Genomic DNA, 25,076 nt, shown 5'->3' on the forward strand with positions numbered 1-25,076 from the left:
ACGCAGCACCGTCGGCGGGCACCCCGTCGAGCGCCCAGCCGTGGAACTCCCACGCGACCAGGTCCTTCGAGCGCCGCACCTGCACGCCGGCCCGCACGGGACCGTCCGCCCAGGCGTCGGTGGAGAACAGCCAGTACGTGCCGTCGTCGTCGCGCACYGCGGTCGGGTCGTGCGCGTGCCGGCCGCCCCACAGGGCCGTGTCGGGGAGCATCGGGTCAGCCCTTCGAGCCGGTGAGCGCGACGGACTCGATGATCTGCCGCTGGAAGATGAGGAAGACGACGAGGATCGGCAGGAGCGCGACGAACGACGCGGCCATGATCAGCGGGTAGTCCCGCTGCGTCGCGAACTCGACGTTGAGGTTGGCGATCACCACCTGGAGCGTCTGCTTCTCCGGGGTGTTCAGGTAGAGGATCGGCGCCAGGTAGTCGTTCCAGACGAACATGAACCAGAGGATGAACTGGGCGGCGATCGCCGGGCGGATCATCGGCATGATCATGACGCGGAAGATCTGCAGGTAGGACGCCCCGTCGATCTTGGCGGCCTCGATCATGGAGTCGGGCACGGTCGACAGGTACTGCCGCAGGAAGAAGATCATGATGATGTTCCCGAAGAGCAGGGGGACGATCAGCGGCAGCAGGGTGTCCACCCAGTGCAGCCGGGAGAACATCACGAACTGCGGGATCATGATCGTCGGGTACGGCACCATCAGGCCCGAGAGCAGGACGAGGAAGATCGTGTTCTTGTAGGGCAGCCGCAGCTTGGCCAGCGCGAACGCGGCGAGCGCGGACGTGAACGTGCCGATGACCGTCACGCTCAGCGCGACGATGAGGCTGTTCTTGAAGCCCGACAGGATCGGGGCCTCGGTCCACATCCGCACGAACGTGTCCCACTGCGGCGGGTTCGGGATCCAGACCGGGGGCAGGGCGAACACCTGCACCTTGGTCTTGAGCGCCGTGGTGAACATCCAGAGCAGCGGCGCGAGCATCACCAGCGAGCCGACAGCGAGCAGGACGAACAGGGCGGCGTTGCCGAGGCGGCTCTCCCGCTGCGCACCTGTCCGGGGTCGGTCGGTCGGGGCCTGGGTGGGCGGCTTCATCAGGGTCGTGGCCATGGTTGCGTCTCCGTTCCTCAGTCGATGCTGAAGCTGTTGCGCCGGTTGAGGCGGAACTGGATCAAGGTGATGACGAAGACGAGCACGCCGAGCACGATCGACATCGCCGTCGCGTACCCCATCTGCTGGTACTTGAAGGCCTTGCGGACGATGTACCAGACGATSGAGGCGGAGCTGAACTCSGGGCCGCCSGCSGGSGTCATGATGTTGATCTCSGTGAAGATCTGGGACCCGGCGATGATGTTGGTGACGACSAGGAAGAAGGTCACCGGCCGSACCATCGGCAGCGTGATGTTCCGCAGCCGCTGGAACGAGTTGGCGCCGTCGAGCGCCGCGGCCTCGTGCAGCGACGCGGGCACGCCCTGGATCGCGGCCAGGTACAGGAGCATCGAGTACCCGAGCCCCTTCCAGATGGCCATGATGATGATGGCCGGCTTGACCGTCGCGGTGTTCTGCAGCCAGTCGGGCCCGTCGATCCCGAACCAGGCCAGCACCTGGTTGATGAGGCCGAAGTCGCCGTTGTAGGCGAACTGCCACACGATCGCGATCGCGGCCAGCGAGGAGATCACCGGGACGTAGTAGATGGTCCGGAACGCCGTGCGCCCGTGGATCTTCCGGTTGAGCGCGAGCGCCAGGAGCAGCGAGAGCGCCAGGCCGATCGGGATGCCGATCATGTAGAAGAACGTGTTGTAGAGCGAGATGCGGAAGTACTCGTCGCCGAACAGGGTCACGTAGTTGTCGAGGCCCACGAACGTCATCGGGCCCAGGCCGTTCCAGCTGGTCAGCGACGCGTAGACCGCGAAGCAGATCGGGTACAGCGTGAACAGCAGGAACCCGATGATCGGCGCGGCGACGAACGCGAGCGCCCACCGGTGCTCCGCGCGGTGCAGGCGGCGGCTCGCCTTCTTCGCCCGTTGCTCGGGCGTCAGGCCGGCGGCGCCGGTCGACGTCGACTCGAGGGTCGCGGTCATCGCGAGGTCCTTTCCGGGGGATCCCGCCGCCCGGGGGCGTGCCCGGGCGGCGGGATCAGGGAGGGGTGGGACTACTTGCCGGCCGCGGCCTGCTCGGCGTTGGCGTTCGACTCGTCGAGGAGCTTCTGCATCTTCGGCTGCTCCTCGGCCAGGTAGTCGGCGGCCGTCTGCTTGCCGTCGAGCACCGGCTGGATGTTGGTCCAGAGCTCGTCGTACCACTCGGCGCCGTAGGTGAAGGCGGCCGGCATCGCGCGGCCGTACTCCTGCGCGATGTCCAGGAACTCCTGGCGGTTGGCGGGCTCGGCGCCCTCCTCCGCCGCCCAGGTCTGCGCCATGTCGACGAGGTTCGGGATCTGGACGTTGGCGTCGACCAGCGTCTGCTGCGCGTCGGCGTCGGTGCTCAGGTACGTGGCGAGCTTGACGGCGTCGTCCGGGTACTTCGACGTGGCGGAGACCCCGATGCCGAGCGAGCCGAGCCAGGTGGCCGTCCCGCCGTCGCCGACGGTCGGCCAGGGGATCAGGTCGTAGTCGAAGTCGAGGTCGTTGTAGACCGAGACGTCCCACGGGCCCACCGGGAAGAAGCCGATCTGCCCGGCCATCCAGCGCTGGTAGGTGTCGAGCGTGGCGGCGTCGGAGGCCGACGGCGTGACCTTGTCGACGTTGGTGAGGTCCGCGAACTTCTGCAGCGCGTCGGCGAACTCGGGGGTGTCCACGGTGACCTTGGTGCGGTCCTCGTTGGTCCAGTCGCCGCCGTTGCTCCACACCATCGACTGCAGGTTCCACTGGACGTTGAGCCCGGTGCCCCACTGGTCGACCGCGCCGTCGCCGTCGGTGTCCTTGGTGAGCTGCTTGCTGATGTCGACGAACTGGTCCCACGTGAGCGGGGTGTCCTTGTCGGGCAGCGGGATGCCCGCGGCCTCGAGCATCGTCTTGTTGTAGCCGAACGAGAACGGGCCGACGTCCTTGGGCAGGCCGTAGAGCGCGCCGTCCGGGGTGCCCTGGAGCTCGCCGTCGAAGCGGTAGGAGTCGACGCCGTAGGGCCAGATGTTGTCCAGGTCGACGCCGCTGGCCTCCACCTCGTCGGTGATGTCCGCGAGCACGCCGGAGCTGACGTACGACTGCAGGCTGGCCTGCTCGATGTAGAACACGTCGGGCACGTTGTTGCCGGCCACGGCCGCCTGGAGCTTGGTGGCGTACTGGTCGGCGTCGGTGACGATGACCTTCACCTTCACGCCGGTGTCCGCCGTGTACTTGGCGATGGCGGCCTCGTACGCCGCCTTCTCGTCCGCGCCGCCGCGGAACATGAACGTGATCTGCTTGTCACCGCCGTCGCTTCCGCCGTCGCCGCCGCTGCACGCCGTGAGCGCGAGCATCCCGGCGACCGCGGCGAACGCAGCGCCGGCGATGAGCCTGTTCCTCTTCATCGTCCTGCCTCCCATATCCCGAGGATGTGTGAGGTCACGGTCGCGTCAGGACCGCTGGGGGGCAGGTCCGTCAGGGTCGTCGTTGACCTCGGTCCGTCTGATCAGCGTCGCATTTACAACGTTGATCTACAACGATGTAGAACATGACACGAGAAGTGGCGCGGGGTCAAGCCACGAACGCATAACGGCCCGGTTGACGCCGTCGGAGGGGCCGTGCATGATGCGTCTACAACGATGTAGAAGCGACCGACGGCGAAGGGGCTGACGATGTCGATGCACGCGCAGACCCCGCCGATGGGGTGGAACAGCTGGGACAGCTACGGGACCACCGTGACGCAGGACGAGGTCCTGGCGAACGCCCGCGTGCTGGCCGAGACGCTGCTGCCGCACGGGTGGGACACGGTCGTGGTCGACATCGACTGGTACGACCCAGCGGCCCGCGCGCACGGCTACAACGACGGCTCGTCGCTGGTCCTCGACGCCTTCGGGCGGCAGCTGCCCGCCGAGAACCGGTTCCCGTCCGCGGCAGGTGGACGCGGCTTCGGCCCGCTCGCCGACGAGGTGCACGCCCTGGGCCTGCGGTTCGGGGTGCACATGATGCGCGGGATCCCGAGGCTCGCCGTCGAGCGAGACCTGCCCGTCGAGGGCACGGGCTGGACGGCCCGCGACGCCGCCGACACGACCTCGGTCTGCCCCTGGAACTCCGACAACTACGGCCTCGACCACGACCACCCGGCGGCGCAGACGTACCTCGACGGTCTGGTCGCGCAGCTGGCCGGCTGGGGCGTGGACTTCCTCAAGGTCGACGACATGCTCGCGCCGTACCACCCGGACGCGATCGAGGCGTGGGCGCGGGCGATCGAACGCTCCGGCCGCGACCTCGTCCTGTCGCTGTCGCCCGGCACCCACCTGTCGACCGCGCAGGTCGACCATCTGCGCCGGCACGCCCAGATGTGGCGGATCTCCGACGACCTGTGGGACCGCTGGGAGGACGTGCACGCGCAGTTCGCGCGGCTGGCCCGGTGGGCGCCCCTGCAGCGGCCCGGAGGGTGGGCGGACGCCGACATGCTGCCGCTCGGCCGCATCGGGCTGCGCGCGGAGCGCGGTGACGACCGGCACAGCAGGCTCACCCCCGACGAGCAGCGCACGATCCTCACCCTCTGGGTGATGGGCCGCTCGCCGCTGATGGTCGGTGGGGACCTGCCGACCAGCGACCCGGCGACCCTCGACCTGCTGGCCAACCCCGCCGTCGGCCACGTGCTGCGGAACGCGACCGGCGGCCGGGAGATCGTCCGCGAACCGCTCGACGACGGCGAGCTGATCGTCTGGACGGCGGTCGAGGACGCGACCACCTACGTCGCCGCGTTCTGGACCGGCCCGCAGGCGCGGACCGTCTCGCTCCCGCTCTCCTCACTGGTCGGCCACGCCGCCGCGAGGGACGACTGGACCACCCGGGACCTGTGGGACCCCGGCGCCACCCCCGACCTGCACACCACCACGTGGGAGCCCGAGGGCGCGCTCGTCCTCGAGCTCTCGTCCCACGGCGTGCGCTGGACCGCGCTCGACCACCGACCGAACCAGGAGACCCCATGATCCCCGTCCGACTCACCCTCGACCCGGCCTTCCGGGTCGGTCCGGTCCGCCGGCGCACGTTCGGCTCCTTCGTCGAGCACCTCGGCCGCTGCGTCTACACCGGCATCCACGACCCCGCGCACCCGACGGCCGACGCCGACGGGTTCCGCAAGGACGTGCTCGAGCTGACCCGCGAGCTCGGCGTCAGCACGGTGCGCTACCCGGGCGGCAACTTCGTCTCGGGCTACCGCTGGGAGGACGGCGTCGGCCCGCGGGACCAGCGCCCGGCTCGCCTCGACCTCGCGTGGCACTCGACCGACCCCAACACGGTCGGCGTCGAGGAGTTCATGCGCTGGGCGAAGCTGGCCGAGGTCGAGCCGATGATGGCCGTGAACCTGGGGACGCGCGGCGTGCAGGAGGCCGTCGACCTCCTCGAGTACTGCAACGTCCGCGGCGGCACCCGCCTGTCCGACCAGCGCCGCGCCAACGGCGCCCCCGACCCGTACGACGTCCGCATGTGGTGCCTGGGCAACGAGATGGACGGCCCCTGGCAGATCGGGCACAAGACCGCCTACGAGTACGGCCGGCTGGCCGCCGAGACCGGCCGCGCGATGCGCATGGTCGACCCCGACCTCGAGCTGGTCGCGTGCGGCTCGTCCGGCGTCGCCATCCCGACGTTCGGCGAGTGGGAGCGCATCGTGCTCACCGAGGCGTACGAGCAGGTCGACCTCATCTCCGCCCACGCCTACTACTGGGAGGAGGACGGCGACCTCGGCTCGTTCCTGGCCTCGGCCGTGGACATGGACCACTTCGTGGAGTCGGTGAGCGCCACGGCCGACGCCGTGCGCGCGCACAAGAAGCTGGACAAGCGGATCCACATCTCGTTCGACGAGTGGAACGTCTGGTACCAGCACCGCGCCGAGTCGAAGCCGCCGACCGGGCACGACTGGCCCGTCGCGCCCGTGCTGCTCGAGGACCGGTACAACGTCGCGGACGCCGTCGTCGTCGGCAACCTGCTCATCTCCCTGCTGCGCCACACCGACCGCGTGCACTCCGCGTCGCTGGCGCAGCTGGTCAACGTGATCGCGCCGATCATGACCGAGCCCGGCGGCCGGTCCTGGAAGCAGACGATCTTCCATCCCTTCGCCCAGGCGTCGCGCTACGCGGTCGGCGACGTGCTGCAGGTGGCGGTCGAGTCGCCGACGTACGAGACGGCGAAGTACGGCGACGCCGCGCTCGTCGACGCCGTCGCGACGCGGGACCCCGAGACCGGCGCCGTCGCGCTGTTCGCGGTCAACCGCTCGCTGACCGAGACCGTCACGCTCGAGGTCGACGCCCGCTCGCTGCCCGGCCTGCGCGTCGTCGAGGCGACCACGCTGTCCAACCCCGACCACACCTGGTCGGCGACGGCCGACGACGACACCTCGGTGACGCCCCGGGCCAACGCGTCCGCGGTCGTCCGGGACGGCCGGCTCACCGTCGAGGTGCCGCCGGTCTCCTGGAACGTCGTCCGGCTGGGGGTCTGACCGCCGTGCGCCGAGCCGTCGTGGCGGGCGTCGTCGCCCTCGCCCTGCTGGGGGGTGCCGGGGCCGCGGCCGCACTGCGGTCCGACCCGGCTCCCGCCGCGACGGCCCTGTCCCTCGGCGGGGACATCCGCACCCACGACCCCGCGCTGGTCGCGGGCGCCGAGGGCGAGCCCTGGTACGTGTTCTCCACCGGCGACGTGCGCACGGGGCTCGGCGCGCCGCAGATCCGGCGGTCCACCGACGACGGCCTGACCTGGGAGCTCGTCGGCACCGTCTGGGACGCCGCCACCCGGCCCGAGTGGGTCTACGACGCCGTGCCGGGGGTGTCGAACTTCTGGGCGCCTGACGTCGTCGAGCACGACGGCACGTTCTACCTCTACTACGCGGCGTCCACGTTCGGCTCCAACAGGTCCGTCATCGGGCTCACGACGAACACCACGCTCGACCCGGACGACCCCGACTACGCGTGGGTCGACCAGGGCGAGGTCATCGGGTCCGAGCCGGGGGAGACCGACTACAACGCGATCGACCCCGGCGTCGTCGAGGACGCCGCCGGCACCCCGTGGATGGCGTTCGGCTCGTTCTGGGGTGGCATCCAGCTGGTCGAGCTGACCTGGCCGTCCGGCAAGGTCGCGGCCGGGGCGGAGCCGACGACGATCGCCAGCCGCACMTCGCCGCCCAACGCGATCGAGGCGCCGTACGTGGTGCTGCACGACGGCTGGTACTACCTGTTCGTCTCGCGCGACGCCTGCTGCCAGGGCACCGACTCGACGTACAACATCGCGGTCGGCCGCTCGCGGGAGGTCACCGGCCCGTACGTCGACCGGTCCGGGTCGGAGATGACGCTCGACGGCGGCGAGCAGCTGCTGACGTCGACCGGCGACATGATCGGCCCCGGCGGTCAGTCCGTGTCCCGCGGGTACCTCGCGTTCCACTACTACGACGCGGCCGCCGGCGGCGACTTCCGGCTCGAGATCCGCGAGCTGGCGTGGGACGACGAGGGGTGGCCCGTGGCGACGACGCGTGCGGAGCAGGACGGCTAGAGCGGCCGCTCCAGCACGTAGTCGTCCTCGATGCGGGTGCCCACGGTGAAGTATTTGGTGCCGACGACGGCGAACCCCGAGCGCGTGTAGAACGCCTGCGCCCGGGCGTTCTGCTGGTTGACGCCGAGCCACATCCCCTGCGCGCCGCGCTCTCGGGCGACCTCCAGCGACGCGGTCATCAGCGCGTGGGCGACGCCCGCGCCGTGGTGGTCGGGGTGGACGTAGCACTTGGACAGCTCGATGGTCGGCCGCAGGTGCAGGGCGGCCCGCACGTCCTCGTCGGTCGGCTCGCCGGCGACCAGCATCGTGTACCCCACCAGGACGCCGTCCTCGGCGACCAGGACGGTCCGGCTGGGGTCCTCGAGGTACTCCGCGAACCGCTCGGCCGAGAGCACGGTCGCGATGAACTCCTGCTGGTCCTGGGCGGTCGAGCCCGGGGGGCAGGCGAGCGGGAACGTGATCGCCGCCAGCTCGGCGAGCGCACCCAGGTCGGTGTGCTCGGCGGGGCGGACCGTCGCCTCCAGGGTGCTCACAGGACGTCCTCCCCGTCGTGCGTGCCGCGCCAGGAGCGGACCACGGCTCGCGTCACCAGGCCCGCCGCCCACGCGAGGCCGGCCAGGCTGGCCACGGTGGTGCCGCGGCGCGCGTTGCGGCGGCGGTTGCGGAACTCGCGCACCGGCCAGCCCACCTCGGCGGCGTAGCGGCGCAGGCGCCGGTCCGGGTTGATGGCGCAGGGGAACCCGACCTCGGAGAGGATCGCGACGTCGTTGGTCGAGTCGCCGTACGCGTACGACGACTCGAGGTCGATGCCCTGCTCCTGGGCGATCGCCCGTACCGCGTCGGCCTTGGCCTGGCCGTGCAGCATGTCGCCCACCAGCCGGCCGGTGTAGAACCCGTCCTCGTGCTCGGCGATCGTGCCCAGCGACCCGGTCACGCCGAGCCTGCGGGCGATGATCGTGCCGATCTCCACGGGGGTGGCCGTGACCAGCCAGACCGAGTGGCCGGCGGCGATGTGCTGGTCGAGCAGCCGCTGCGTGCCGGGGTAGATGCGCAGGCAGAGCACCTCGTCGTAGACGTCCTCGGCGATCGCGGTGACCTCGGCGACCGAGTGCCCCTTCATGATCGACAGCGCGCGGCTGCGCACCTCGTCGATCTGGTGCTTGTTCTCCCCGAAGGTCAGGTACCGGAACTGGTGGTAGCCGAACTCCAGGAGGTCGCGCTTGCGGAAGAACCCACGCCGGTACAGGCCGACGGCCAGGTGGAACGCGCTGGCCCCGCGGATGATCGTGTTGTCCACGTCGAAGAACGCGCCGGTGCCGGGACCGTCCGGACCGGACCCCGGGTCCCGCAGCACGGGAGCGGGGGCGGGCGGGTTCCCGGACGCCTGACGCACCTGGCCACTGTAACGAGGCTCACGCCCCCGACGTGCCCCGCTCCACCTGCTCACAGGTGACCGCTCGGTGAGAACCTGGGGGCATGACGACGAACACGCGGGTGGTGCTCTTCGGCCGCGCGGGCTGCCACCTGTGCGACGAGGCGCGCGAGGTCGTGCGCGCGGTGTGCGCCGAGACGGGCGACGACTGGGTCGAGGTCGACATCGACACCGCCCTCGCACCCGGCCGGGACCTCGTCGACGAGCTGGGCGAGCTGGTGCCGGTGGTCGAGGTCGACGGGGTCCAGCAGGGCTACTGGCGGATCGACGCGGCGCGTCTGCGTCGAACCCTTACCGCGGCCGGGCCGCGACCCCTAGCCTGACCAGCAGGGCCCGGGCGACCGGGCTCGACGGGGCGTCGCGGGAGTCGATGTGGACACGCAGCGGACGGGACCCCGGGCGCACGCCAGGGCGACGGAGCCCGGTGCGGCCGGGCGTGGTCGCGTGCCCCCGGCCACCGTCGCGCGGCTCCCCGGCTACCTGCGCGCGCTGCACTCGCTCACCGCGGAGGGCGTCGTCACCACGTCGTCGGACGAGCTCGCGGCCGGGGCCGGCGTCAGCCCCGCGCAGCTGCGCAAGGACCTCTCGTTCCTGGGCTCGTACGGCCGGCGCGGCGTCGGCTACGACGTCCTGCACCTCTCCGAGCAGATCGCGGTCGTGCTGGGCCTGACCACGCAGCGGCGCGTCGTCATCGTCGGCATCGGCAACCTCGGGCACGCGCTGGCCAGCTACTCGGTGTTCGCGGAGCGCGGGTTCGCGGTGGTCGGGCTGGTCGAAGCCGACCCCGCGGTGGTCGGCACGACGGTCGCCGGCCTGGTGGTGCAGCCCCCGGAGGCGCTCTTCGAGGTGGTCAGCGGCAACGACGCCACGATCGGCATCATCGCCACGCCCGCCACCGCGGCGCAGCAGGTGTGCGACGAGCTCGTGGCGGCCGGCGTCGTCGGCATCCTCACGTTCGCGCCGCGCTCGCTGCGGGTGCCGTCGCACGTGGACCTGCGGGCCGTCGACGTGGCCTCCGAGCTGCAGATCCTCGCCTTCCACGACCGCCGGCGCACCGGTACCGGCGCGTGAGCATGCGAACGGCCGGGCCCGTCGTGGACCCGGCCGTACGCGGTGCTGCGGGTGCTGCGTCAGCCCTTGATGGCGGAGACGTCGAGCGCGATGACGACCTTGTCGGACACCAGGACGCCGCCGGCCTCGAGGGCCGCGTTCCAGGTCAGCCCGAAGTCCTTGCGGGAGATCGTCACGGTGGCCTCGAAGCCCGCACGCGTGTTGCCGAACGGGTCGACCGCGGTGCCGTTGAACTCGGTGTCGAGCTCGACCGACTGCGTGACGCCGTGGATCGTCAGGTCGCCGGCGATGACGTAGTTCTTGCCGGCCTCGCGGACCTCGGTCGAGACGAACGTCCACTGGCCGAACTTCTCCACGTCGAAGAAGTCGCCGCTCTTGAGGTGGCCGTCGCGGTTCGCGTCGCCCGTGGTGACGGTGGCGGGGTCCAGCGTGACGGAGACGGACGTGGTCGTCAGGTCCTCGCCGACGACGACGGTGCCCTCGGTGACCGCGACGGTGCCGCGGACCTTCGAGATGCCGGCGTGGCGGACCGTGAACGCGGCCTCGGTGTGCGAGGCGTCGACCGCCCAGGTGCCCGTGGTCAGGCCGGTGGGAAGAACGGTGGTGGTGGCGGTGCTCATGGCGTGTCCTCCGTGGTTGTTGAAACGTCAACCAAAACTGTTAGTTCAAAGTTGTACTACACTCGCACCAGACCCGCAACCCCAGACCCGAGGACGGAGGCCCCGTTGTGACCACTGACACACCCACGACGGTGGAGTGGCTGACCGCCGAGCAGCAGGCCCACTGGCGCGCGTTCCGCGGCGGCGCGGCCCGTCTGTTCGCGGCGCTGGAGCACGAGCTCGAGCGCGACACGGGGCTGTCCACGCACGAGTACGAGGTGCTGGTGCGGCTGTCCGAGACTCCCGACCGCACGCTGCGCATGGCGCAGCTGGCCGACAACATCGCGCACTCCCGCAGCCGCCTGACGCACACGATCCGCCGCATGGAGGAGCGGGGCCTGGTCACCCGGGCCCCCTGCGTCGAGGACGCGCGCGGGGTGAACTGCGTCATGACCGAGAAGGGCTGGGAGGTCCTGGTGGCGGCCGCGCCCCAGCACGTGCAGTCGGTGCGCGACCACCTCGTCGACGTGCTGACCGACGAGCAGTTCGCGGCGCTCGGTGACGCCATGGAGGCGGTCCGCCTGCACCTGACGGGTGGCGCGTGTCACGTCGAGGGAGAGCTTCCCGCGTGCTGAGCGCACAGGAGTGTTTGCGAGACTGAGCCCATGGTCGCGACCACGATCCACCTGATGCGGCACGGCGAGGTGCACAACCCCGACGGCGTGCTCTACGGACGGCTGCCCGGCTACCGGCTCTCGGAGCGCGGTCTGGCGATGGCCGACATGGTCGCCGCCCACCTGGCGGGCGAGTCCGGCGGCACCCGGCGCGACGTCGTCGCCGTGATCGCCTCGCCCCTGCAGCGTGCCCAGGAGACGGCGGGACCGATCGCCGGGGCGTTCGGCGTCGAGATCGGCACCGACGAGCGTCTCATCGAGGCCGGCAACCACTTCCAGGGCATGACGTTCGGCGTCGGCGACGGCTCGCTGCGGCACCCCGAGCACTGGCCGTACCTGCGCAACCCCTTCAAGCCGTCCTGGGGTGAGCCGTACAAGGAGCAGGTCGACCGCATGCTCGCTGCGGTCGACGCCGCGCGGGAGATCGCCCGCGGGCACGAGGCCGTGCTGGTCAGCCACCAGCTGCCGGTCTGGGTCACCCGCCTGGCGCTGGAGAACCGCCACCTGTGGCACGACCCGCGCCGCCGCCAGTGCTCCGTCGCGTCCCTGACCAGCCTGCGCTACGACGGCGACACCCTCGTCGGCATCGGCTACAGCGAGCCCGCGGGCTCGCTCCTGCCCGGCGTCTCCTCGGTCGCGGGGGCCTGACGTGCGTCGAGGTCTCATTGCGGTGACCGCCGCCGTGCTGCTTCTCGCCGGGTGCGCGCCGGGCACGTCGACCGGCACGGACGACGTCGCGGACCAGGGCTACCAGTCCGGCGACGGCAGCACGACGACGTGGGCGGTCGGGGACCGCACCGGGCCGCTCGAGCTGTCCGGCACCGACTTCGAGGGCACCGCGCAGGACGTCGCCGACTGGCGGGGCGACGTCGTGGTCCTCAACACCTGGTACGCCCAGTGCCCGCCGTGCCGCGCCGAGGCGCCCGACCTCGCGGCGCTGGCCACCGACTACGCCGCCCAGGGCGTGCAGGTGCTGGGCATCAACCGCACCGACGACGCCGGCTCCGCGCAGGCCTTCGAGCGCCAGTTCTCGGTGCCGTACCCCAGCCTCGCGGACACCGACGGCACCGCGATCGCCGCGCTGCAGGGCACCGTCCCCGTGAACGCGGTGCCGACGACCGTCGTGCTCGACCGCTCCGGGAAGGTCGCCGGGCGCATCCTCGGCCTGGCCGACCCGTCGACGCTGCGCTCGATGGTCGACGGGCTCCTCGCCGAGCAAGCGCCGACGTCGTGATGCTCGCCGACGCGGGCGACGCCTTCGGCCGGGCCGTCACCTCGGGCTCGCTGCTGCTGGCGATCCCCGTCGCGGTCATCGCCGGGCTGGTCTCGTTCGCGTCGCCGTGCGTGCTGCCGCTCGTCCCGGGCTACCTGGGCTACCTCGGCGGCATGACCGGCACGGCGGACCGCCTCGGGGCGTCCGGCGGCACCACGCTGGTCCGGACCGCCCCCGCGCGCAGCCGGGTCGTGCTCGGGGTCGCCCTGTTCGTCGCCGGGTTCACCGCCGTGTTCGTCGCGCTCGCCGCGCTCGCCGGCTCGCTCGGCGGGGTGCTCGTCGAGTACCAGGACCAGATCACCCGCGTGCTCGGGGTCGTCGTCATCGTGCTGGGGCTGGGGTTCCTCGGGCTGATCCCGTTCCTGCAGAACGAGAGGCGCGTGCACCTCGCGCCCCGCGCCGGCCTGTGGGGCGCGCCCCTGCTGGGCATCACGTTCGGGCTCGGCTGGGTGCCCTGCATCGGCCCGACCCTCGCCGCGATCCTCACGCTCTCGCTCGACGGGGGCTCGGCCGGCCGCGGAGCGCTGCTCGCGGTCGCCTTCTGCCTGGGCCTCGGGCTGCCGTTCCTGCTGGTCGCGATCTTCGTCGAGCGCAGCGCCGGCGCGCTCGCGTTCCTGCGCCGGCACCGCCTCGCGATCATGCGGCTGGGCGGCGCGATGCTCGTGGTCCTCGGGATCGCGCTGGTCACCGGCGTGTGGGGCACCTGGTCGTCCTGGCTGCAGGGCGTCCTCGTCGGCGGCGACCCGTTCGTGCCGGTGGTGTGACGTGACGACCCACCGCCCCGAGGGCCTCTCCGACGTCTTCATGGAGCCGACCGAGGCTCCGGCGTCGACCCCGCCCACGCTGCCCACGCTCGGCTTCGTCGGCTGGTGCCGCTGGGCCTGGCGGCAGCTCACCAGCATGCGCGTCGCTCTGCTGCTGCTCATGCTGCTGGCCGTCGCCGCGGTGCCGGGCACCGTCTGGCCGCAGCGCGCGCAGAACGCCGACAAGGTCTCGACCTACCTGACCGACCACGCGACCCTGGGGCCGTGGCTCGACCGGTTCGGGTTCTTCAACGTCTACTCGTCGGTCTGGTTCTCGGCGATCTACCTGCTGCTGTTCGTCTCGCTGGTCGGGTGCATCCTGCCGCGCACGAAGGTCCACCTCGCCGGGGTCCGCGGCCGTCCGCCGCGCGCGCCCCGCCGGTTCGGGCGGTTCCCCGCGCAGGCGTCGGGATCGACGTCCGTGTCGCCGCAGGACGCCGTCGAGGACGCCGCCGCGGTGCTCCGCGGCGGCTGGCGCTGGCTCCCGTTCGTGCCCACCTACCGGGTGGAGACCCGCGACGAGGGCGCCGGCACGTGGTCGGTGTCGGGGGAGCGCGGCTACCTGCGCGAGACCGGCAACCTCGTCTTCCACCTGGCGCTCGTCGGGCTGCTCATCTCCGTGGCCACCGGCCAGGTGCTGCACTACCGCGGGCAGGCGATCGTCGTGCAGGGCCGCGGGTTCGCCAACGCGCAGGTCGACTACGACACCTTCGAGCAGGGCACGGCCTACTCGCCCACGAGCCTCGTGCCGTTCACCCTGCGGCTCGACGACTTCGAGGCCCGGTTCGACCCCGACACCCTGCAGTCCCGCGACTTCACCGCGCACGTCACCCTGACCAACCCGGGCGAGGCGCCGGAGAAGAAGACCATCAAGGTCAACCACCCGCTCGACGCCGGCGGTGCCAAGGTCTACCTGCAGGGCAACGGCTACGCGCCGGACATCACGGTGCACGACGCCGCAGGTCAGGTGGCCTTCGCCGGTCCGACGCCGTTCCTGCCGCAGGACAACGTGTACACCTCGCGCGGCGTGCTCAAGGTTCCTGACGTCTCCGGCGACCAGGAGCAGATCGGCATCGTCGGCTACCTGCTCCCCACCGCGCAGGAGGTCGGCGACGACCTCTACCGGTCCGTCGACCCGCAGCCGACGGACCCCCTGCTGGTGCTCTCGGTCTGGAAGGGCAACCTCGGGCTCGACACCGGCGTCCCGCAGAACGTCTACCAGCTCGACGAGGCCCGGATGACCCAGGCCGTCGACGCCGAGGGCAAGGCGATCACGCTGTACGTCCGCCCCGGCGAGACAGTCGACCTCCCCGACGGGCTGGGCACCCTCACGTTCAACGACCTGCCGCGGTACGTCGCACTCGACCTGCGCCACGACCCGGCGCTGATCTTCGTGCTCGTGTTCGCGCTGCTCGCCTTCGCCGGGCTCGCGACCTCGCTGTTCGCCCCGCGGCGCCGCCTCTGGCTCCGGTTCGCGCCGGGCGGCGACGACGACGGCCACGGTCGTACAGTGGTCACCGCGGCCGGGCTGGCCCGCGGCGACGACGTCGGCCTCCAGCCCGAGCTCGACCGGGTTCTGACCGAGACGCTCGCCCGCACGCACGACAGATCTCCGGCCGCCCCCGGCGGCCCGACCTCAGGAGAGGGCACGCCATGACCACCGGTGACCTGAGCACCTTGCTCGTCTGGGGTGCCGCGACCGCGTTCACCATCGCGCTGATCGCCTACAGCGTGGACCTCGCGCGCATCGCGGAACGGGCGCAGAAGCGCGTCCCCGAGCTCGCCACGGCGGGCGCGGTCACCGGGGGTTCGCGGCCCGCGACCGCCGTCGCCGGGTCCGAGGCCCAGAGCGCGCCGGGTCGGTCCGCACGCGCCGAGGGCATCGCCCGCTCGACCACGATCCTCGGCCTGATCATGCTGTTCGCCGGCATCGTGCTGCGCGGCGTCGCCGCCGGTCGGTGGCCCACCGCCAACATGTACGAGTTCACGATCGTCGGCACGTTCGTGGCCGTGCTGGTGCTGACCATCGTGCAGCGCCGCCGGGTGATCGCCTTCGTCGGCGTCCTCGTCATGGGCATCGCCGTCCTGGCCCTCGTGCTGGCGCTCAACGTGTTCTACATCCAGGCGGACCAGGTGCAGCCCGCCCTGCAGAGCTACTGGCTGATCCTGCACGTCGGCGTGGCCATCACCGCGACCGGCATCTTCACGGTCGCGTTCGCCGCCTCCGTGCTGCAGGTGCTCAAGAGCTACCGCGAGGAGGGCCTCGCGGTCGCCGACGCCCCCGTGGTGACGGTCGGGGCCGGCGCGTCCACCGCTGCCGACGGGTCGCTGGTCGTCGCTGCGCGGAGGTCCGACGGGTTCCGACGGTTCGTCAGCGGGCCCAGGATGGGCTGGCTCGAGCAGGTGCCCGGCGCGCGCGAGCTCGAGGCCATGGCCTTCCGCCTCAACGCCGTCGCGTTCGTCCTGTGGACCTTCACGCTGATCGGCGGCGCCATCTGGGCCGAGCACGCCTGGGGCCGCTACTGGGGCTGGGACCCCAAGGAGGTCGGCACGTTCGTCGCCTGGGTGACGTACGCGGCCTACCTGCACGCCCGCACCACGCGCGGCTGGAGCGGTCGCCGGGCCGCCTACTTCGTCTTCGTCGGGTACGCCGCCGTGCTCGCCAACTTCACGGTCGTCAACCTGGTCGTCTCCGGGAAGCATTCCTACTCGGGCATGTGATCCGTCAGGCCGTCGGCGGGGTCTCGTCGGTCGTGCCGCCGTCCGCCCGCCGGCGGTCCTCGTCAAGCCGCCAGAGGAACTCGGGGTCGTCGTCGGGCGCGGCGGGCCGCCGGCGCGCGGGGGCAGCCGGGGCCTCCTGCCCCGCGTACGCCGTGCCCCGGGACCACTTCACCGCGAGCCACGCGAGGACCCCGAGCAGCGGGACGAACACGACGAGGAGCACCCAGAAGACCGGGTGGACACCGAGCCGCTCCGGCGCGGTGCTGCGCACGATGTCGAACACGCAGTACACGGTCAGGCCGATCAGCAGCAGGACGACAAGGTTCCTCACCTCGTCAGCGTAGACGTCCACGGCGCGGGCGCGGCCTACGCTGGTGACCGTGCCCTTCGTCGTCTACTCGGTCCTGCGCCTCGCGCTCTTCGGTGTCTGCCTCGGTCTGCTCTGGTGGGTCGGCCTGCGGTCGTGGCTGGTGGTGATCGTCGCGGCGTTCCTCGCCTGGGGGCTGTCGTACGTGCTGCTCAGCGGCCCGCGCGACGCGGCGGCCCTGCAGCTGGCCGAACGCGCGGAGCGGCGCCGGGCCGCGGGTGACAAGACCGTCCTGGGCAAGCGTGCGCAGGAGGACGCGGACCTCGAGGACGCGGCCGACGAGGCCGCCCGCGACGACACGTCGGGCGCGGGCTAGAGCGCCAGGCCCACACCGAGCAGCACGCCGAACGCGAGCTCGAGCAGCCCGGTCCCGGCGAGCACGGGCACCAGCGCACGCCCGCGGGCTCCCAGCAGCACCGTGACTGCGAGGACCACCGACGGCGCGAGCAGCAGCAGCACGAGGAGCGTCCACGGCGTGGCGAAGGCGCAGCCGATCCCGCCGAGCAGCACCGGCAGGACCACGAGCACGGCGTAGACGCGTCGGGACCGCTGCTCACCGAGGCGCACGGCGAGGGTGCGCTTGCCGACGAGGGCGTCGGTGGGGACGTCGCGCAGGTTGTTGGCCATGAGCAGGGCGCACGCGAGCATGCCGACGCAGACGGCCCCGACCCACGCGGGCCACGAGAGCTCGTCGGCCTGCGTGTACGTGGTGCCGAGCACGGCGACGAGCCCGAAGAAGAGGAACACCCCGACCTCGCCCAGCCCGCGGTACCCGTACGGCCGCCTCCCGCCGGTGTAGCCCCAGGCCGCGGCGATGGCGAGCGCGCCGACGGCGAGCAGCCACCACTGGCCGCTCAGGTACACCAGGGCGAGCCCGAGCAGGGCGGCGACGCCGAACGCGGTGAAGGCGGCGCCCTTGACGGTGCCCGGGCTCGCGGTCCCGGACGCGGTCAGCCGCAGCGGGCCCACGCGATCGACGTCGGTGCCCCGGATGCCGTCCGAGTAGTCGTTGGCGTAGTTGACGCCGACCTGCAGGGCGAGCGCGACACCGAGCGCGAGCGCGGCACGGCCGAGGTCGGCCTCGCCCAGCTGGGCCGCGGCACCGGTGCCGACGAGCACGGGGGCAGCCGCCGCGGGCAGCGTGCGCGGTCGCGCGCCCTGCACCCAGTCGCTGGCAGTCGTCACGTGGGGGTCCTCTCGAGGGAGCGGGCGGCGAGCTCTGCCGTCGCCCGACGGTCGATCTTGCCCGGCCCGCGGACCGGGAGCGAGTCCGTGACCACCACGTGGCGCGGCGCGTGGGCCGCGCCGAGGCGGTCGGTCACGGCGCGGCGGGCGTCGTCGAGCGTCGGGGGGCGGGCGCCCGGGCGGGTCACGACGACCGCGACGACGGCCTGTCCCCACTCCGCGTCCGGCACGCCGACGACGCACACCTCGTCGACGCCCGGCAGCCCCGAGAGCACCGCCTCGACCGGCCCGGGGGGCACCTTGGCGCCGCCGGTGACCAGCACGTCGTCGGCGCGGCCCAGCACGGTGAGCGTGCCCGAGGACCAGCGCCCGAGGTCCGTGGTCCGCAGGTGGCGGACCCCGTCCACCTGCACGAACGCCTCCGCGTCGAGGTCCGGGCGGCCCAGGTAGCCGTCGGCCAGGACCGGGCCCGCCAGCAGGATCCGGCCGTCGTCGTCGAGCGAGGCACGTACGCCGTCGAGGGGGACCCCGTCGTAGACGCACCCGCCGCACGTCTCGGACATGCCGTAGGTGGTGACCACCCGCACGCCCGCGACCCCGGCGCGCTCGAGCAGCTCGGGCGGGGCCGCGGCGCCGCCGAGCAGCACGGCGTCGAACGACGCGAGGGCCGCCGTCCCGGCGGTGTCGTCGAGGAGCCGGACCAGCTGCGTGGGCACCAGCGAGGTGTACCGCGGAACGTCCGTGCCCAGCGCGGACGTCGCGGCCGCGAACGCGGGTGCCCGGAACGGCCCGGGCTCGAGGACGACCGGCGCGGTCCCGGCCAGCACCGAGCGCACCAGCACCTGCACACCGGCCACGTGCTGCACCGGCAGGGCGAGCAGCCAGCGTCCGGGACCGGCGAGGCGGGCGTGGGTCGCCGCAGCCGACGCGCGCAGGGCCGCGGCCGAGAGCAGGACCGCGCGCGGCTCGCCCGTGGAGCCCGAGGTCCGGACCACGACGGCGACGCCCTCGTCGACCTCGTCCGCGACGGACGCGGAGGTCGCACCGCCCACCGGGGAGACCGCCGGGCCGGTGCCGTCGAGGGCGGCGCGCAGGGCCGGCACCAGGTCGTCGGGCCGCGCGGGGACGTCACGCAGCGGCCGGATCACCGGACCAGCGTAGGTCCGCCCAGGGGCGTGGCCGCCCGGGAGGGCCGCCGTCAGCCCGTAGAGTGTCGCGCGGTTCACACCCGAAGGAGCATCGTGTCGTCTGTCCTCACCGCCTCGCCCGCCCGCCGCCGGTCCCTCGTGCTGGCCGCGCTGGCCACCGGCGCCGGCCTCCTGCTCGGTGCGTGCAGCGGGTCGCCGACGGCCGACCCGACGTCCGCCGCCCCCGTCACGCAGGCCCCGGTGATCGAGGCCGCGAAGGCCGCCCCGCCCGCCCCCGTGGTCCAGCCGCGCTGGCCGCTGACCGGTGTGGCCGCGACCGAGGTGGCCGTGCGGCCCGCGCTCGCCGTGAAGATCGAGAACTCGGGCGAGGCCCGCCCGCAGACCGGTCTCGACCAGGCGGACGTGGTGTGGGAGGAGGTCGTCGAGGGCGGCATCAGCCGCTTCGTGGCCGTGTTCCAGTCGCAGGTGCCCGCCGAGGTGGGCCCGATCCGGTCGGTGCGGCCGATGGACCCGGCGATCGTCGCGCCGATGCACGGGCTCATCGCGTTCTCGGGCGGCCAGCCCGGCTTCGTGCAGGCGCTGCAGGCCGCGGGCGTGCAGACGATCAGCCAGGACGCCGGCGCGGCCGGGTTCTACCGGAAGAAGGGCGTGGGCCCGGCGCCCCACAACGTGTACGGCACCCCGCAGACGTTCTGGGACCAGGCGGACGCCGACCACAGCGCCGCCCCCGCCCAGCAGTTCGTCATGGCGAAGCACCCGGAGCAGGCGACCGCCGTCGTCGCCGGTGGTCCGTCCGCGACGGTGTCGGTGAAGCTCTCCGGCTACGCGAAGCCCACCTGGACCTGGGACGCCGCGAGCGGCACGTGGCTGCGCGCGGAGGGCTCGGCCCCTGCGGTCGTCCGCTCGGGCGCGCGCATCGCCGCCACCAACGTGGTGACCCTCAAGGTCCGGCTGGTGAACTCCGGCACGACGGACCCGGCGGGCAACCCGGTCCCCGAGACCGTGCTCGACGGCACGGGTGAGGCGACCGTCTCCACGGGCGGCCACACCGTCACCGGCACCTGGACCAAGTCGGGGACCAACGCCGTCCTCACCCTCGCGACGCCCGACGGCGCCGTCCTGACCCTCGCCCCCGGGACCACCTGGGTGGAGCTCGTCCCGCAGGACTCCGGCTCGGTCACGATCGGCTGACGACGCCCGCGGCCTGTGCTCCCGGACGGGGGCGGGTCGCCGTGGCAGCCTGGTCCCCTGCTCGACACCGACGGGGGAGCGCGATGACCACGACCACACGACGAGGGGTGCGGGGCGCCACAGCGGCGCTGCTCGCAGGCCTGGCGCTGGCCGTCGCCGCGTGCTCCCCGACGACCCCCGCGCCCGTCCAGGAGACGCCCCCGCCGGTCACGCAGGGCGCCACGATCGCGCCGGACAAGGGTGCCGCCCCCGTGCCGGTCGTCGCCCCGACGTGGCCCCTGACCGGTGTGCCCGGGGACCCGGCCCCGCGGCCCGCGCTGGCGGTCAAGATCGAGAACACCGCCGTGGCCCGCCCGCAGACGGGGCTCGAGCAGGCCGACGTCGTCTGGGAGACCATCGTCGAGTTCGACGTGTCGCGGTTCATCGCGGTCTACCACTCGCAGGTTCCCGCCGAGGTCGGCCCCATCCGCTCCGTGCGGCCCATGGACCCCGTGATCCTCGCGCCGATGCACGGCCTGCTGGCGTTCTCCGGCGGCCAGCCCGGCATCCTCGACCTGGTCGCGGCCAGCGGCATCCAGATGATCAGCCACGACGCCGGCGCCCCCGGCATGTACCGGACCAAGGACCGGGCCGCGCCGCACAACGTCTACGGCACGCCGAGCACGTTCTGGGGACTCGCCGACGCCGACCACCAGGCGCCCCCGGGGGAGCAGTTCACGTTMGCGCGCAGCGCCGACCGGGCGACGGCGATCGTGGCCGGCACGCCCGCGACCACGCTCGCGTTCCGGCTCTCGCCCGCCTCGAGCCCGTCGTGGACGTGGGACCCGGGCAGCGGCACGTGGTTGCGGTCCGAGGGTGGCGCGCCGGCGACGGCCCGCAGCGGCGCGCGGCTGTCGGCGGTCAACGTCGTCTCGATCACCGCCGACCACCCGAACACGGGCTTCGGGGCCCAGGGCGGCGCGCCCGTGCCGACGTACTCGCTGATCGGCGCCGGGGACGGCGTCGTCGCGACGGGCGGCAAGGTCGTGCCGGTCCGCTGGCAGCAGGACTCGCAGGACGCCCCCATGCGGCTGTTCACCGCGGACGGGTTGCCGGCCGACCTGGCACCCGGCACCACGTGGGTGGAGCTGGTGCCGGCCGGGACAGGTTCGCTGGCGCTCAGCTGAGGTCCGCCCACGGGATGACATCGGCGCCCGGGTCGGCCACCCCAGGTCGGCCAGGACGGGGGCCCGGCGGCCGATGTGGCACGCCGTGCCTCCGGGCGAGGCTCGACGCATGGCCACTCACACGACACATGAAGCCACCGAGCACGACGTCCGCTCGCTCGGCGCCGTCGTCGTCTCCGGTCTCGTCCTCGTCGCCCTGCTGGTGGGCGCGGCCGGCGTGATCGGTGCCGTCGTCGACGTCGCCGGCTGGGCCCTCGCGGGGCGCTAGCCGGTCAGTACGCGTACGGGAAGCCCGACCAGTCCGGCTCCCGGCGCTCCAGGAACGCGTCGCGCCCCTCGACCGCCTCGTCCGTCATGTACGCCAGGCGCGTCGCCTCGCCGGCGAACACCTGCTGCCCCGCCAGCCCGTCGTCCGCCAGGTTGAACGCGAACTTGAGCATGCGGACGGCCTGCGGCGACTTGGTCGCGATGATCCGGGCGTACTCCAGCCCGGCCTCCTCGATCTGCGCGTGATCGACCACGTCGTTGACCGCACCCCAGGCCAGCGCCTGGTCGGCCGAGTACTCGCGGGCCAGGAAGAAGATCTCGCGGGCCCGCTTCTGGCCGACCTGCCGGGCCAGGAGCGCCGAGCCGTAGCCCCCGTCGAACGAGCCCACGTTGGCGTCGGTCTGCATGAACCGCGCGTGCTCCCGGCTGGCGACGGAGAGGTCCGCGACCACGTGCAGGGAGTGCCCGCCGCCGGCCGCCCAGCCGTTGACCAGCGCGACGACGACCTTGGGCATGGTCCGGATCAGGCGCTGGACCTCGAGGATGTGCAGGCGGCCCGCGCGGGCCGGGTCGACGTGCTCGGCGGTCTCGCCCGACGCGTACTGGTAGCCCGAGCGGCCGCGGATGCGCTGGTCGCCGCCTGAGCAGAACGCCCAGACGCCGTCCTTGGGGCTCGGTCCGTTGCCGGTCAGCAGCACGGTGCCGACGTCGGAGGTGGTGCGCGCGTGGTCGAGCACGCGGTAGAGCTCGTCGACCGTGTGGGGGCGGAACGCGTTGCGGACCTCGGGCCGGTCGAACGCGACCCGGACCACGGGCAGGTCCCGGGCGACCGCGCCGGCCGCCTCCTGGTCGGCGGTCGGCCGCGCGTAGCCCCGGTGGTAGGTGAGGTCCGTGAGGTCCTCGAACCCGTCGACCGTGCGCCAGCGCGTCGGGTCGAAGGTGTCGGAGACGGACGTCGGCAGCTCAGCAGTCACGGCGGCAGCCTAGCCGCGCTCCAAGAATCTGGTACGCTCGTACTAGAAAGTGCGCGGGACGGCGGAGCTGACACCCGGCGCGCACGTAGAGAGTGGTGCATCACCATGGCCTGGGTCGTTCTCATCCTGTCCGGCATGCTCGAGGCCGGCTGGGCGCTCAGCCTCAAGGCGTCCGACGGGTTCAGCAAGCTCGGCCCGAGCATCGCGTTCGTCGTCTTCGCCGTCGCGTCCATGGCCGGGCTCGGCTGGGCGCTCAAGTCCCTGCCCGTCGGCGTCGCGTACGGCGTCTGGGTGGGCATCGGGGCGGCGCTCACCGCGGTGCTCGCCATCGTCGTGTTCCACGAGAACGTGTCGGTGCTGAAGATCGTGTCGCTGGTGCTCATCGTCGCCGGCGTCGTCGGCCTGAACCTGTCCGGCGGGGGCCACGCGTGACGCACGGCAGCAGCGGCAAGGGTGCGCGACGCCGCGACGAGCTCGCGCGGGCGGCCGCCGCACTCATGCTGCGCGAGGGCCCCGGTGCCCTCACGCACCGGCGCGTGGCGCACGAGGCCGGGGCGTCGTTGTCGGCGACCACCTACTACTTCGACTCGCTCGACGACCTCGCGGCGGCCGCGGGCGGCGCGCTGGCCGAGGCCTGGGCGGACCACGCCCGGGCGGTGCTGGCGACGGCGGCCGCGGGCGACGCTGCTGCCGCGGTCCGGGTGCTCGTGGACGCCGTCCTGCCGCCCGGCGACGACGACGAGGTCCGCAGCCACTACGAGAACCTGCTCGGCGCGGGTCGGAACGCCGCGCTGGCGGGGGCCTTCGCCGCCGGGCGTGCGGTGGTGGACGACGTCCTGGGGGAGCTGGTCCAACGGACCGGCGCCCCGACGTCGGCGGCCATCACGATCGCTCTCGTCGACGGCGCCGTCGTCACCGCGCTGACCGAGCGGCGGCCGGTCCGGGCGACCGCCACGGCGCTGCTGACGGCGGCCTGGGGGCAGGTCCGCGCGTCGTAGGGTGGCCAGATGCTCGCCCCTGACCTGCACGTCTGGTCGCTCCCGCTGCGCACGCGCTTCCGTGGCCTGACCGTGCGCGACGGCGTGCTGCTGCGCGGTGACGCCGGCTGGGGGGAGTTTAGCCCGTTCTGGGACTACGACGCCGCGGAGTCCGTCGCCTGGTGGCGCGCCGCGGTGGAGGCCGCCGACGAGGGCTGGCCCCCGCCGGTGCGGACGCGGATCCCCGTCAACGTGACCGTCCCCGCGGTCGACGCCGAGACGGCCCACCGGATCGTGCGCGGGTCCGGCGGGTGCCGCACCGCGAAGGTCAAGGTCGCCGAGCCCGGGCAGTCGCTCGCCGACGAGGTCGCCCGCCTCGAGGCCGTCCGGGACGCGCTCGGCCCGGACGGGGCCATCCGCGTCGACGCCAACGCCGCCTGGGACGTCGACACCGCCGTCAGCCGCTTGGCCGTGCTCGACCGTGCGGCGGGCGGTCTGGAGTACGCCGAGCAGCCGGTCCCGGGGGTCGACGACCTCGCGGCCCTGCGCCGGCGCACCCACGTGCCGATCGCCGCCGACGAGTCCATCCGCCGGGCCGAGGACCCGCTCGCCGTCGCGCGGGCCCACGCCGCCGACGTCGTGGTGCTCAAGGTGCAGCCGCTGGGGGGCGTTCGCGCGTGCCTGCGGMTGGCCGAGCGGATCGGGCTGCCSGTCGTSGTGTCGTCGGCGCTCGAGTCGTCCGTSGGGCTCGCSGCSGGGGTCGCCCTCGCCGCCGCGCTGCCCGAGCTGCCGTACGCGTGCGGCCTGGCCACCGCGCAGCTGTTCACAGCGGATCTGGTCACGAGACCGTTCCTGCCTGTCGACGGGGCTCTCGACGTCCGCCGCACCGAGCCGGACGCGGCGCCGCTCGCGGCCGCGGCCGGGTCGGACGAGCTCGCGGAGCGGTGGCGATCGCGCGTCGGCGCGGTCCGGCCTCGGGCATGATGGCGGGCGTGACGACGCCGCCGGCCCCGCGACCCGACCCGGCGACGGCGGCGGCCCGTGTGCTGGTGCAGGCGCTCGCGGCACTGGGCGTCGAGGACGTCGTGCTCGCTCCGGGCTCCCGCAGCGCCCCCCTGGCCTACGCGCTCGCCGATGCCGCTCGCCCGGACCCGGATCGACCTGCGGGTGCGCCGAGCCTGCGCCTGCACGTGCGGGTCGACGAGCGGTCGGCGGCCTTCCTGGCCCTCGGCCTGATCAAGGCGTCGGCGCACGGCGACCAGCCCCAGCCCCCGCGGCCCGTCGCCGTGGTCACCACCTCGGGCACGGCCGTCGCCAACCTGCACCCGGCGGTGCTCGAGGCGCACCACAGCGGGCTGCCCCTGCTGCTGCTSACCGCSGACCGCCCGCACGAGCTGCGCGGCACGGGSGCCAACCAGACCACCGACCAGGTSGGCATCTTCGGGACGGCGGTCCGCCTGGCCGTCGACGTGCCCGCGCCGGTCGGCCTGCCCGACGAGGCCCGCGGCCTGCGGCGCACGGTGTCCCGGGCCGTCGCGGCCGCGACCGGCGCACGCACGGGCGACCCCGGACCCGTGCAC

The 25,076-nt window shown here is 73.1% G+C and carries 29 protein-coding genes and 1 pseudogene; 19 read left to right on the plus strand and 11 right to left on the minus strand.

Features of this window, described 5'->3' with window-relative positions:
- The 4 genes and pseudogenes from ACXJKG_RS07215 to ACXJKG_RS07230 form a co-directional block, all read right to left on the minus strand.
- Nucleotides 1-211: pseudogene (locus ACXJKG_RS07215) on the minus strand (arabinan endo-1,5-alpha-L-arabinosidase); the annotation flags it as partial.
- A 4-nt stretch (nt 212-215) separates the two neighbouring features.
- Nucleotides 216-1,112, minus strand: coding sequence for a carbohydrate ABC transporter permease (locus ACXJKG_RS07220; protein WP_456845075.1), 897 nt, complete (start codon nt 1,110-1,112; stop codon nt 216-218).
- A 17-nt stretch (nt 1,113-1,129) separates the two neighbouring features.
- Nucleotides 1,130-2,083 (minus strand): carbohydrate ABC transporter permease, encoded by a 954-nt coding sequence (locus ACXJKG_RS07225; RefSeq protein ID WP_456845076.1) that lies wholly within the window; start codon nt 2,081-2,083, stop codon nt 1,130-1,132.
- Between the two features lie 71 nt (nt 2,084-2,154).
- On the minus strand, nt 2,155-3,507 hold the full coding sequence (locus ACXJKG_RS07230; RefSeq protein ID WP_456845077.1) for an ABC transporter substrate-binding protein: 1,353 nt from the start codon (nt 3,505-3,507) through the stop codon (nt 2,155-2,157).
- A gap of 273 nt (nt 3,508-3,780) precedes the next feature.
- Between ACXJKG_RS07230 and ACXJKG_RS07235 the strand changes: the two genes are divergently transcribed.
- The 3 genes from ACXJKG_RS07235 to ACXJKG_RS07245 are packed head-to-tail and all read left to right on the plus strand — an operon-like array spanning nt 3,781 to nt 7,648.
- Nucleotides 3,781-5,100 (plus strand): alpha-galactosidase, encoded by a 1,320-nt coding sequence (locus ACXJKG_RS07235; RefSeq protein ID WP_456845098.1) that lies wholly within the window; start codon nt 3,781-3,783, stop codon nt 5,098-5,100.
- Nucleotides 5,097-6,605, plus strand: coding sequence for an arabinosylfuranosidase ArfA (arfA, locus tag ACXJKG_RS07240; RefSeq protein ID WP_456845078.1), 1,509 nt, complete (start codon nt 5,097-5,099; stop codon nt 6,603-6,605). Before ACXJKG_RS07235 ends, arfA begins: the two co-directional genes overlap by 4 nt.
- A 5-nt stretch (nt 6,606-6,610) precedes the next feature.
- The gene (locus ACXJKG_RS07245; protein WP_456845079.1) at nt 6,611-7,648 is read left to right on the plus strand and encodes an arabinan endo-1,5-alpha-L-arabinosidase; all 1,038 of its coding nucleotides are present in this window, start codon (nt 6,611-6,613) and stop codon (nt 7,646-7,648) included.
- Here ACXJKG_RS07245 and ACXJKG_RS07250 read toward each other — a convergent pair.
- Nucleotides 7,645-8,172 carry an N-acetyltransferase family protein gene (locus ACXJKG_RS07250; protein ID WP_456845099.1) on the minus strand — a complete coding sequence of 176 codons (528 nt, stop codon included), beginning with the start codon at nt 8,170-8,172 and terminating at the stop codon, nt 7,645-7,647. The two genes, ACXJKG_RS07245 and ACXJKG_RS07250, sit on opposite strands and share 4 nt — an antisense overlap.
- Nucleotides 8,173-8,177: 5 nt before the next feature.
- Nucleotides 8,178-9,002: an HAD family hydrolase gene (locus ACXJKG_RS07255; RefSeq protein ID WP_456845100.1), complete on the minus strand. Its 825-nt coding sequence runs from the start codon at nt 9,000-9,002 to the stop codon at nt 8,178-8,180.
- Between the two features lie 122 nt (nt 9,003-9,124).
- On the opposite strand from ACXJKG_RS07255, the gene ACXJKG_RS07260 reads away from it, so the two are divergent.
- Together ACXJKG_RS07260 and ACXJKG_RS07265 are read left to right on the plus strand one after the other, a co-directional pair.
- A complete protein-coding gene (locus tag ACXJKG_RS07260) occupies nt 9,125-9,403 on the plus strand; it encodes a glutaredoxin family protein (RefSeq protein ID WP_456845080.1) in 279 nt (92 codons plus the stop codon).
- A 49-nt stretch (nt 9,404-9,452) separates the two neighbouring features.
- Nucleotides 9,453-10,151: a redox-sensing transcriptional repressor Rex gene (locus ACXJKG_RS07265; RefSeq protein ID WP_456845081.1), complete on the plus strand. Its 699-nt coding sequence runs from the start codon at nt 9,453-9,455 to the stop codon at nt 10,149-10,151.
- A gap of 59 nt (nt 10,152-10,210) precedes the next feature.
- Here ACXJKG_RS07265 and ACXJKG_RS07270 read toward each other — a convergent pair whose 3' ends face one another.
- Nucleotides 10,211-10,771, minus strand: a complete 561-nt coding sequence (locus ACXJKG_RS07270) for a YceI family protein (RefSeq protein WP_456845082.1) — start codon at nt 10,769-10,771, stop codon at nt 10,211-10,213.
- Between the two features lie 107 nt (nt 10,772-10,878).
- Between ACXJKG_RS07270 and ACXJKG_RS07275 the strand changes: the two genes are divergently transcribed.
- Genes ACXJKG_RS07275 through ccsB form a run of 6 tightly spaced genes read left to right on the plus strand, consistent with a single transcriptional unit; the run spans nt 10,879 to nt 16,221 of the window.
- The gene (locus tag ACXJKG_RS07275) at nt 10,879-11,385 is read left to right on the plus strand and encodes a MarR family winged helix-turn-helix transcriptional regulator (RefSeq protein ID WP_456845083.1); all 507 of its coding nucleotides are present in this window, start codon (nt 10,879-10,881) and stop codon (nt 11,383-11,385) included.
- 30 nt (nt 11,386-11,415) lie between these two features.
- Nucleotides 11,416-12,072, plus strand: a complete 657-nt coding sequence (locus tag ACXJKG_RS07280) for a histidine phosphatase family protein (RefSeq protein ID WP_456845084.1) — start codon at nt 11,416-11,418, stop codon at nt 12,070-12,072.
- A 16-nt stretch (nt 12,073-12,088) separates the two neighbouring features.
- Entirely contained in the window at nt 12,089-12,658 is a 570-nt protein-coding gene (locus ACXJKG_RS07285; protein ID WP_456845101.1) for a TlpA family protein disulfide reductase, read from the plus strand.
- Nucleotides 12,658-13,461 carry a cytochrome c biogenesis CcdA family protein gene (locus tag ACXJKG_RS07290; protein ID WP_456845085.1) on the plus strand — a complete coding sequence of 268 codons (804 nt, stop codon included), beginning with the start codon at nt 12,658-12,660 and terminating at the stop codon, nt 13,459-13,461. Before ACXJKG_RS07285 ends, ACXJKG_RS07290 begins: the two co-directional genes overlap by 1 nt.
- Before the next feature lie 40 nt (nt 13,462-13,501).
- Complete coding sequence (resB, locus tag ACXJKG_RS07295) at nt 13,502-15,157, plus strand: cytochrome c biogenesis protein ResB (RefSeq protein ID WP_456845102.1); 1,656 nt, start codon at nt 13,502-13,504, stop codon at nt 15,155-15,157.
- Nucleotides 15,154-16,221, plus strand: coding sequence for a c-type cytochrome biogenesis protein CcsB (gene ccsB, locus ACXJKG_RS07300; RefSeq protein ID WP_456845086.1), 1,068 nt, complete (start codon nt 15,154-15,156; stop codon nt 16,219-16,221). Before resB ends, ccsB begins: the two co-directional genes overlap by 4 nt.
- 4 nt (nt 16,222-16,225) lie before the next feature.
- On the opposite strand, the gene ACXJKG_RS07305 is transcribed toward ccsB, so the two are convergent.
- On the minus strand, nt 16,226-16,552 hold the full coding sequence (locus ACXJKG_RS07305) for a PLDc N-terminal domain-containing protein (protein WP_456845087.1): 327 nt from the start codon (nt 16,550-16,552) through the stop codon (nt 16,226-16,228).
- Nucleotides 16,553-16,601: 49 nt separating this feature from the next.
- Between ACXJKG_RS07305 and ACXJKG_RS07310 the strand changes: the two genes are divergently transcribed.
- Nucleotides 16,602-16,904, plus strand: a complete 303-nt coding sequence (locus ACXJKG_RS07310) for a DUF4229 domain-containing protein (protein WP_456845088.1) — start codon at nt 16,602-16,604, stop codon at nt 16,902-16,904.
- Here the strand turns inward: ACXJKG_RS07310 and ACXJKG_RS07315 are convergent.
- Nucleotides 16,901-17,773, minus strand: coding sequence for a 1,4-dihydroxy-2-naphthoate polyprenyltransferase (locus ACXJKG_RS07315; protein ID WP_456845089.1), 873 nt, complete (start codon nt 17,771-17,773; stop codon nt 16,901-16,903). The genes ACXJKG_RS07310 and ACXJKG_RS07315 overlap by 4 nt on opposite strands.
- The gene (menE, locus tag ACXJKG_RS07320) at nt 17,770-18,921 is read right to left on the minus strand and encodes an o-succinylbenzoate--CoA ligase (protein ID WP_456845090.1); all 1,152 of its coding nucleotides are present in this window, start codon (nt 18,919-18,921) and stop codon (nt 17,770-17,772) included. Before menE ends, ACXJKG_RS07315 begins: the two co-directional genes overlap by 4 nt.
- Nucleotides 18,922-19,014: 93 nt before the next feature.
- Between menE and ACXJKG_RS07325 the strand changes: the two genes are divergently transcribed.
- The 3 genes from ACXJKG_RS07325 to ACXJKG_RS07335 all read left to right on the plus strand — a co-directional run bounded on the left by ACXJKG_RS07325 (nt 19,015) and on the right by ACXJKG_RS07335 (nt 21,546).
- Nucleotides 19,015-20,112, plus strand: a complete 1,098-nt coding sequence (locus tag ACXJKG_RS07325; RefSeq protein ID WP_456845091.1) for a DUF3048 domain-containing protein — start codon at nt 19,015-19,017, stop codon at nt 20,110-20,112.
- 83 nt (nt 20,113-20,195) lie between these two features.
- Entirely contained in the window at nt 20,196-21,278 is a 1,083-nt protein-coding gene (locus ACXJKG_RS07330) for a DUF3048 domain-containing protein (RefSeq protein ID WP_456845092.1), read from the plus strand.
- Between the two features lie 109 nt (nt 21,279-21,387).
- Nucleotides 21,388-21,546 (plus strand): hypothetical protein, encoded by a 159-nt coding sequence (locus tag ACXJKG_RS07335; protein WP_456845093.1) that lies wholly within the window; start codon nt 21,388-21,390, stop codon nt 21,544-21,546.
- A 4-nt stretch (nt 21,547-21,550) separates the two neighbouring features.
- On the opposite strand, the gene ACXJKG_RS07340 is transcribed toward ACXJKG_RS07335, so the two are convergent.
- Entirely contained in the window at nt 21,551-22,519 is a 969-nt protein-coding gene (locus ACXJKG_RS07340; RefSeq protein WP_456845094.1) for a 1,4-dihydroxy-2-naphthoyl-CoA synthase, read from the minus strand.
- A gap of 105 nt (nt 22,520-22,624) precedes the next feature.
- Here ACXJKG_RS07340 and ACXJKG_RS07345 point away from each other — a divergent pair, with 105 nt between their 5' ends.
- The 4 genes from ACXJKG_RS07345 to ACXJKG_RS07360 all read left to right on the plus strand — a co-directional run.
- Nucleotides 22,625-22,951: a DMT family transporter gene (locus tag ACXJKG_RS07345; protein ID WP_456845095.1), complete on the plus strand. Its 327-nt coding sequence runs from the start codon at nt 22,625-22,627 to the stop codon at nt 22,949-22,951.
- The gene (locus tag ACXJKG_RS07350; protein ID WP_456845096.1) at nt 22,948-23,517 is read left to right on the plus strand and encodes a TetR/AcrR family transcriptional regulator; all 570 of its coding nucleotides are present in this window, start codon (nt 22,948-22,950) and stop codon (nt 23,515-23,517) included. The genes ACXJKG_RS07345 and ACXJKG_RS07350 overlap by 4 nt, the downstream gene beginning before the upstream one ends.
- Before the next feature lie 9 nt (nt 23,518-23,526).
- Entirely contained in the window at nt 23,527-24,480 is a 954-nt protein-coding gene (locus ACXJKG_RS07355) for an o-succinylbenzoate synthase (protein WP_456845097.1), read from the plus strand.
- Nucleotides 24,477-25,076, plus strand: a 600-nt coding sequence (locus ACXJKG_RS07360; protein WP_456845103.1) for a thiamine pyrophosphate-binding protein, incomplete at its 3' end; no start/stop codon positions are given. The genes ACXJKG_RS07355 and ACXJKG_RS07360, both read left to right, overlap by 4 nt.

It is taken from the genome of Cellulomonas sp. P5_C6, assembly GCF_054049635.1.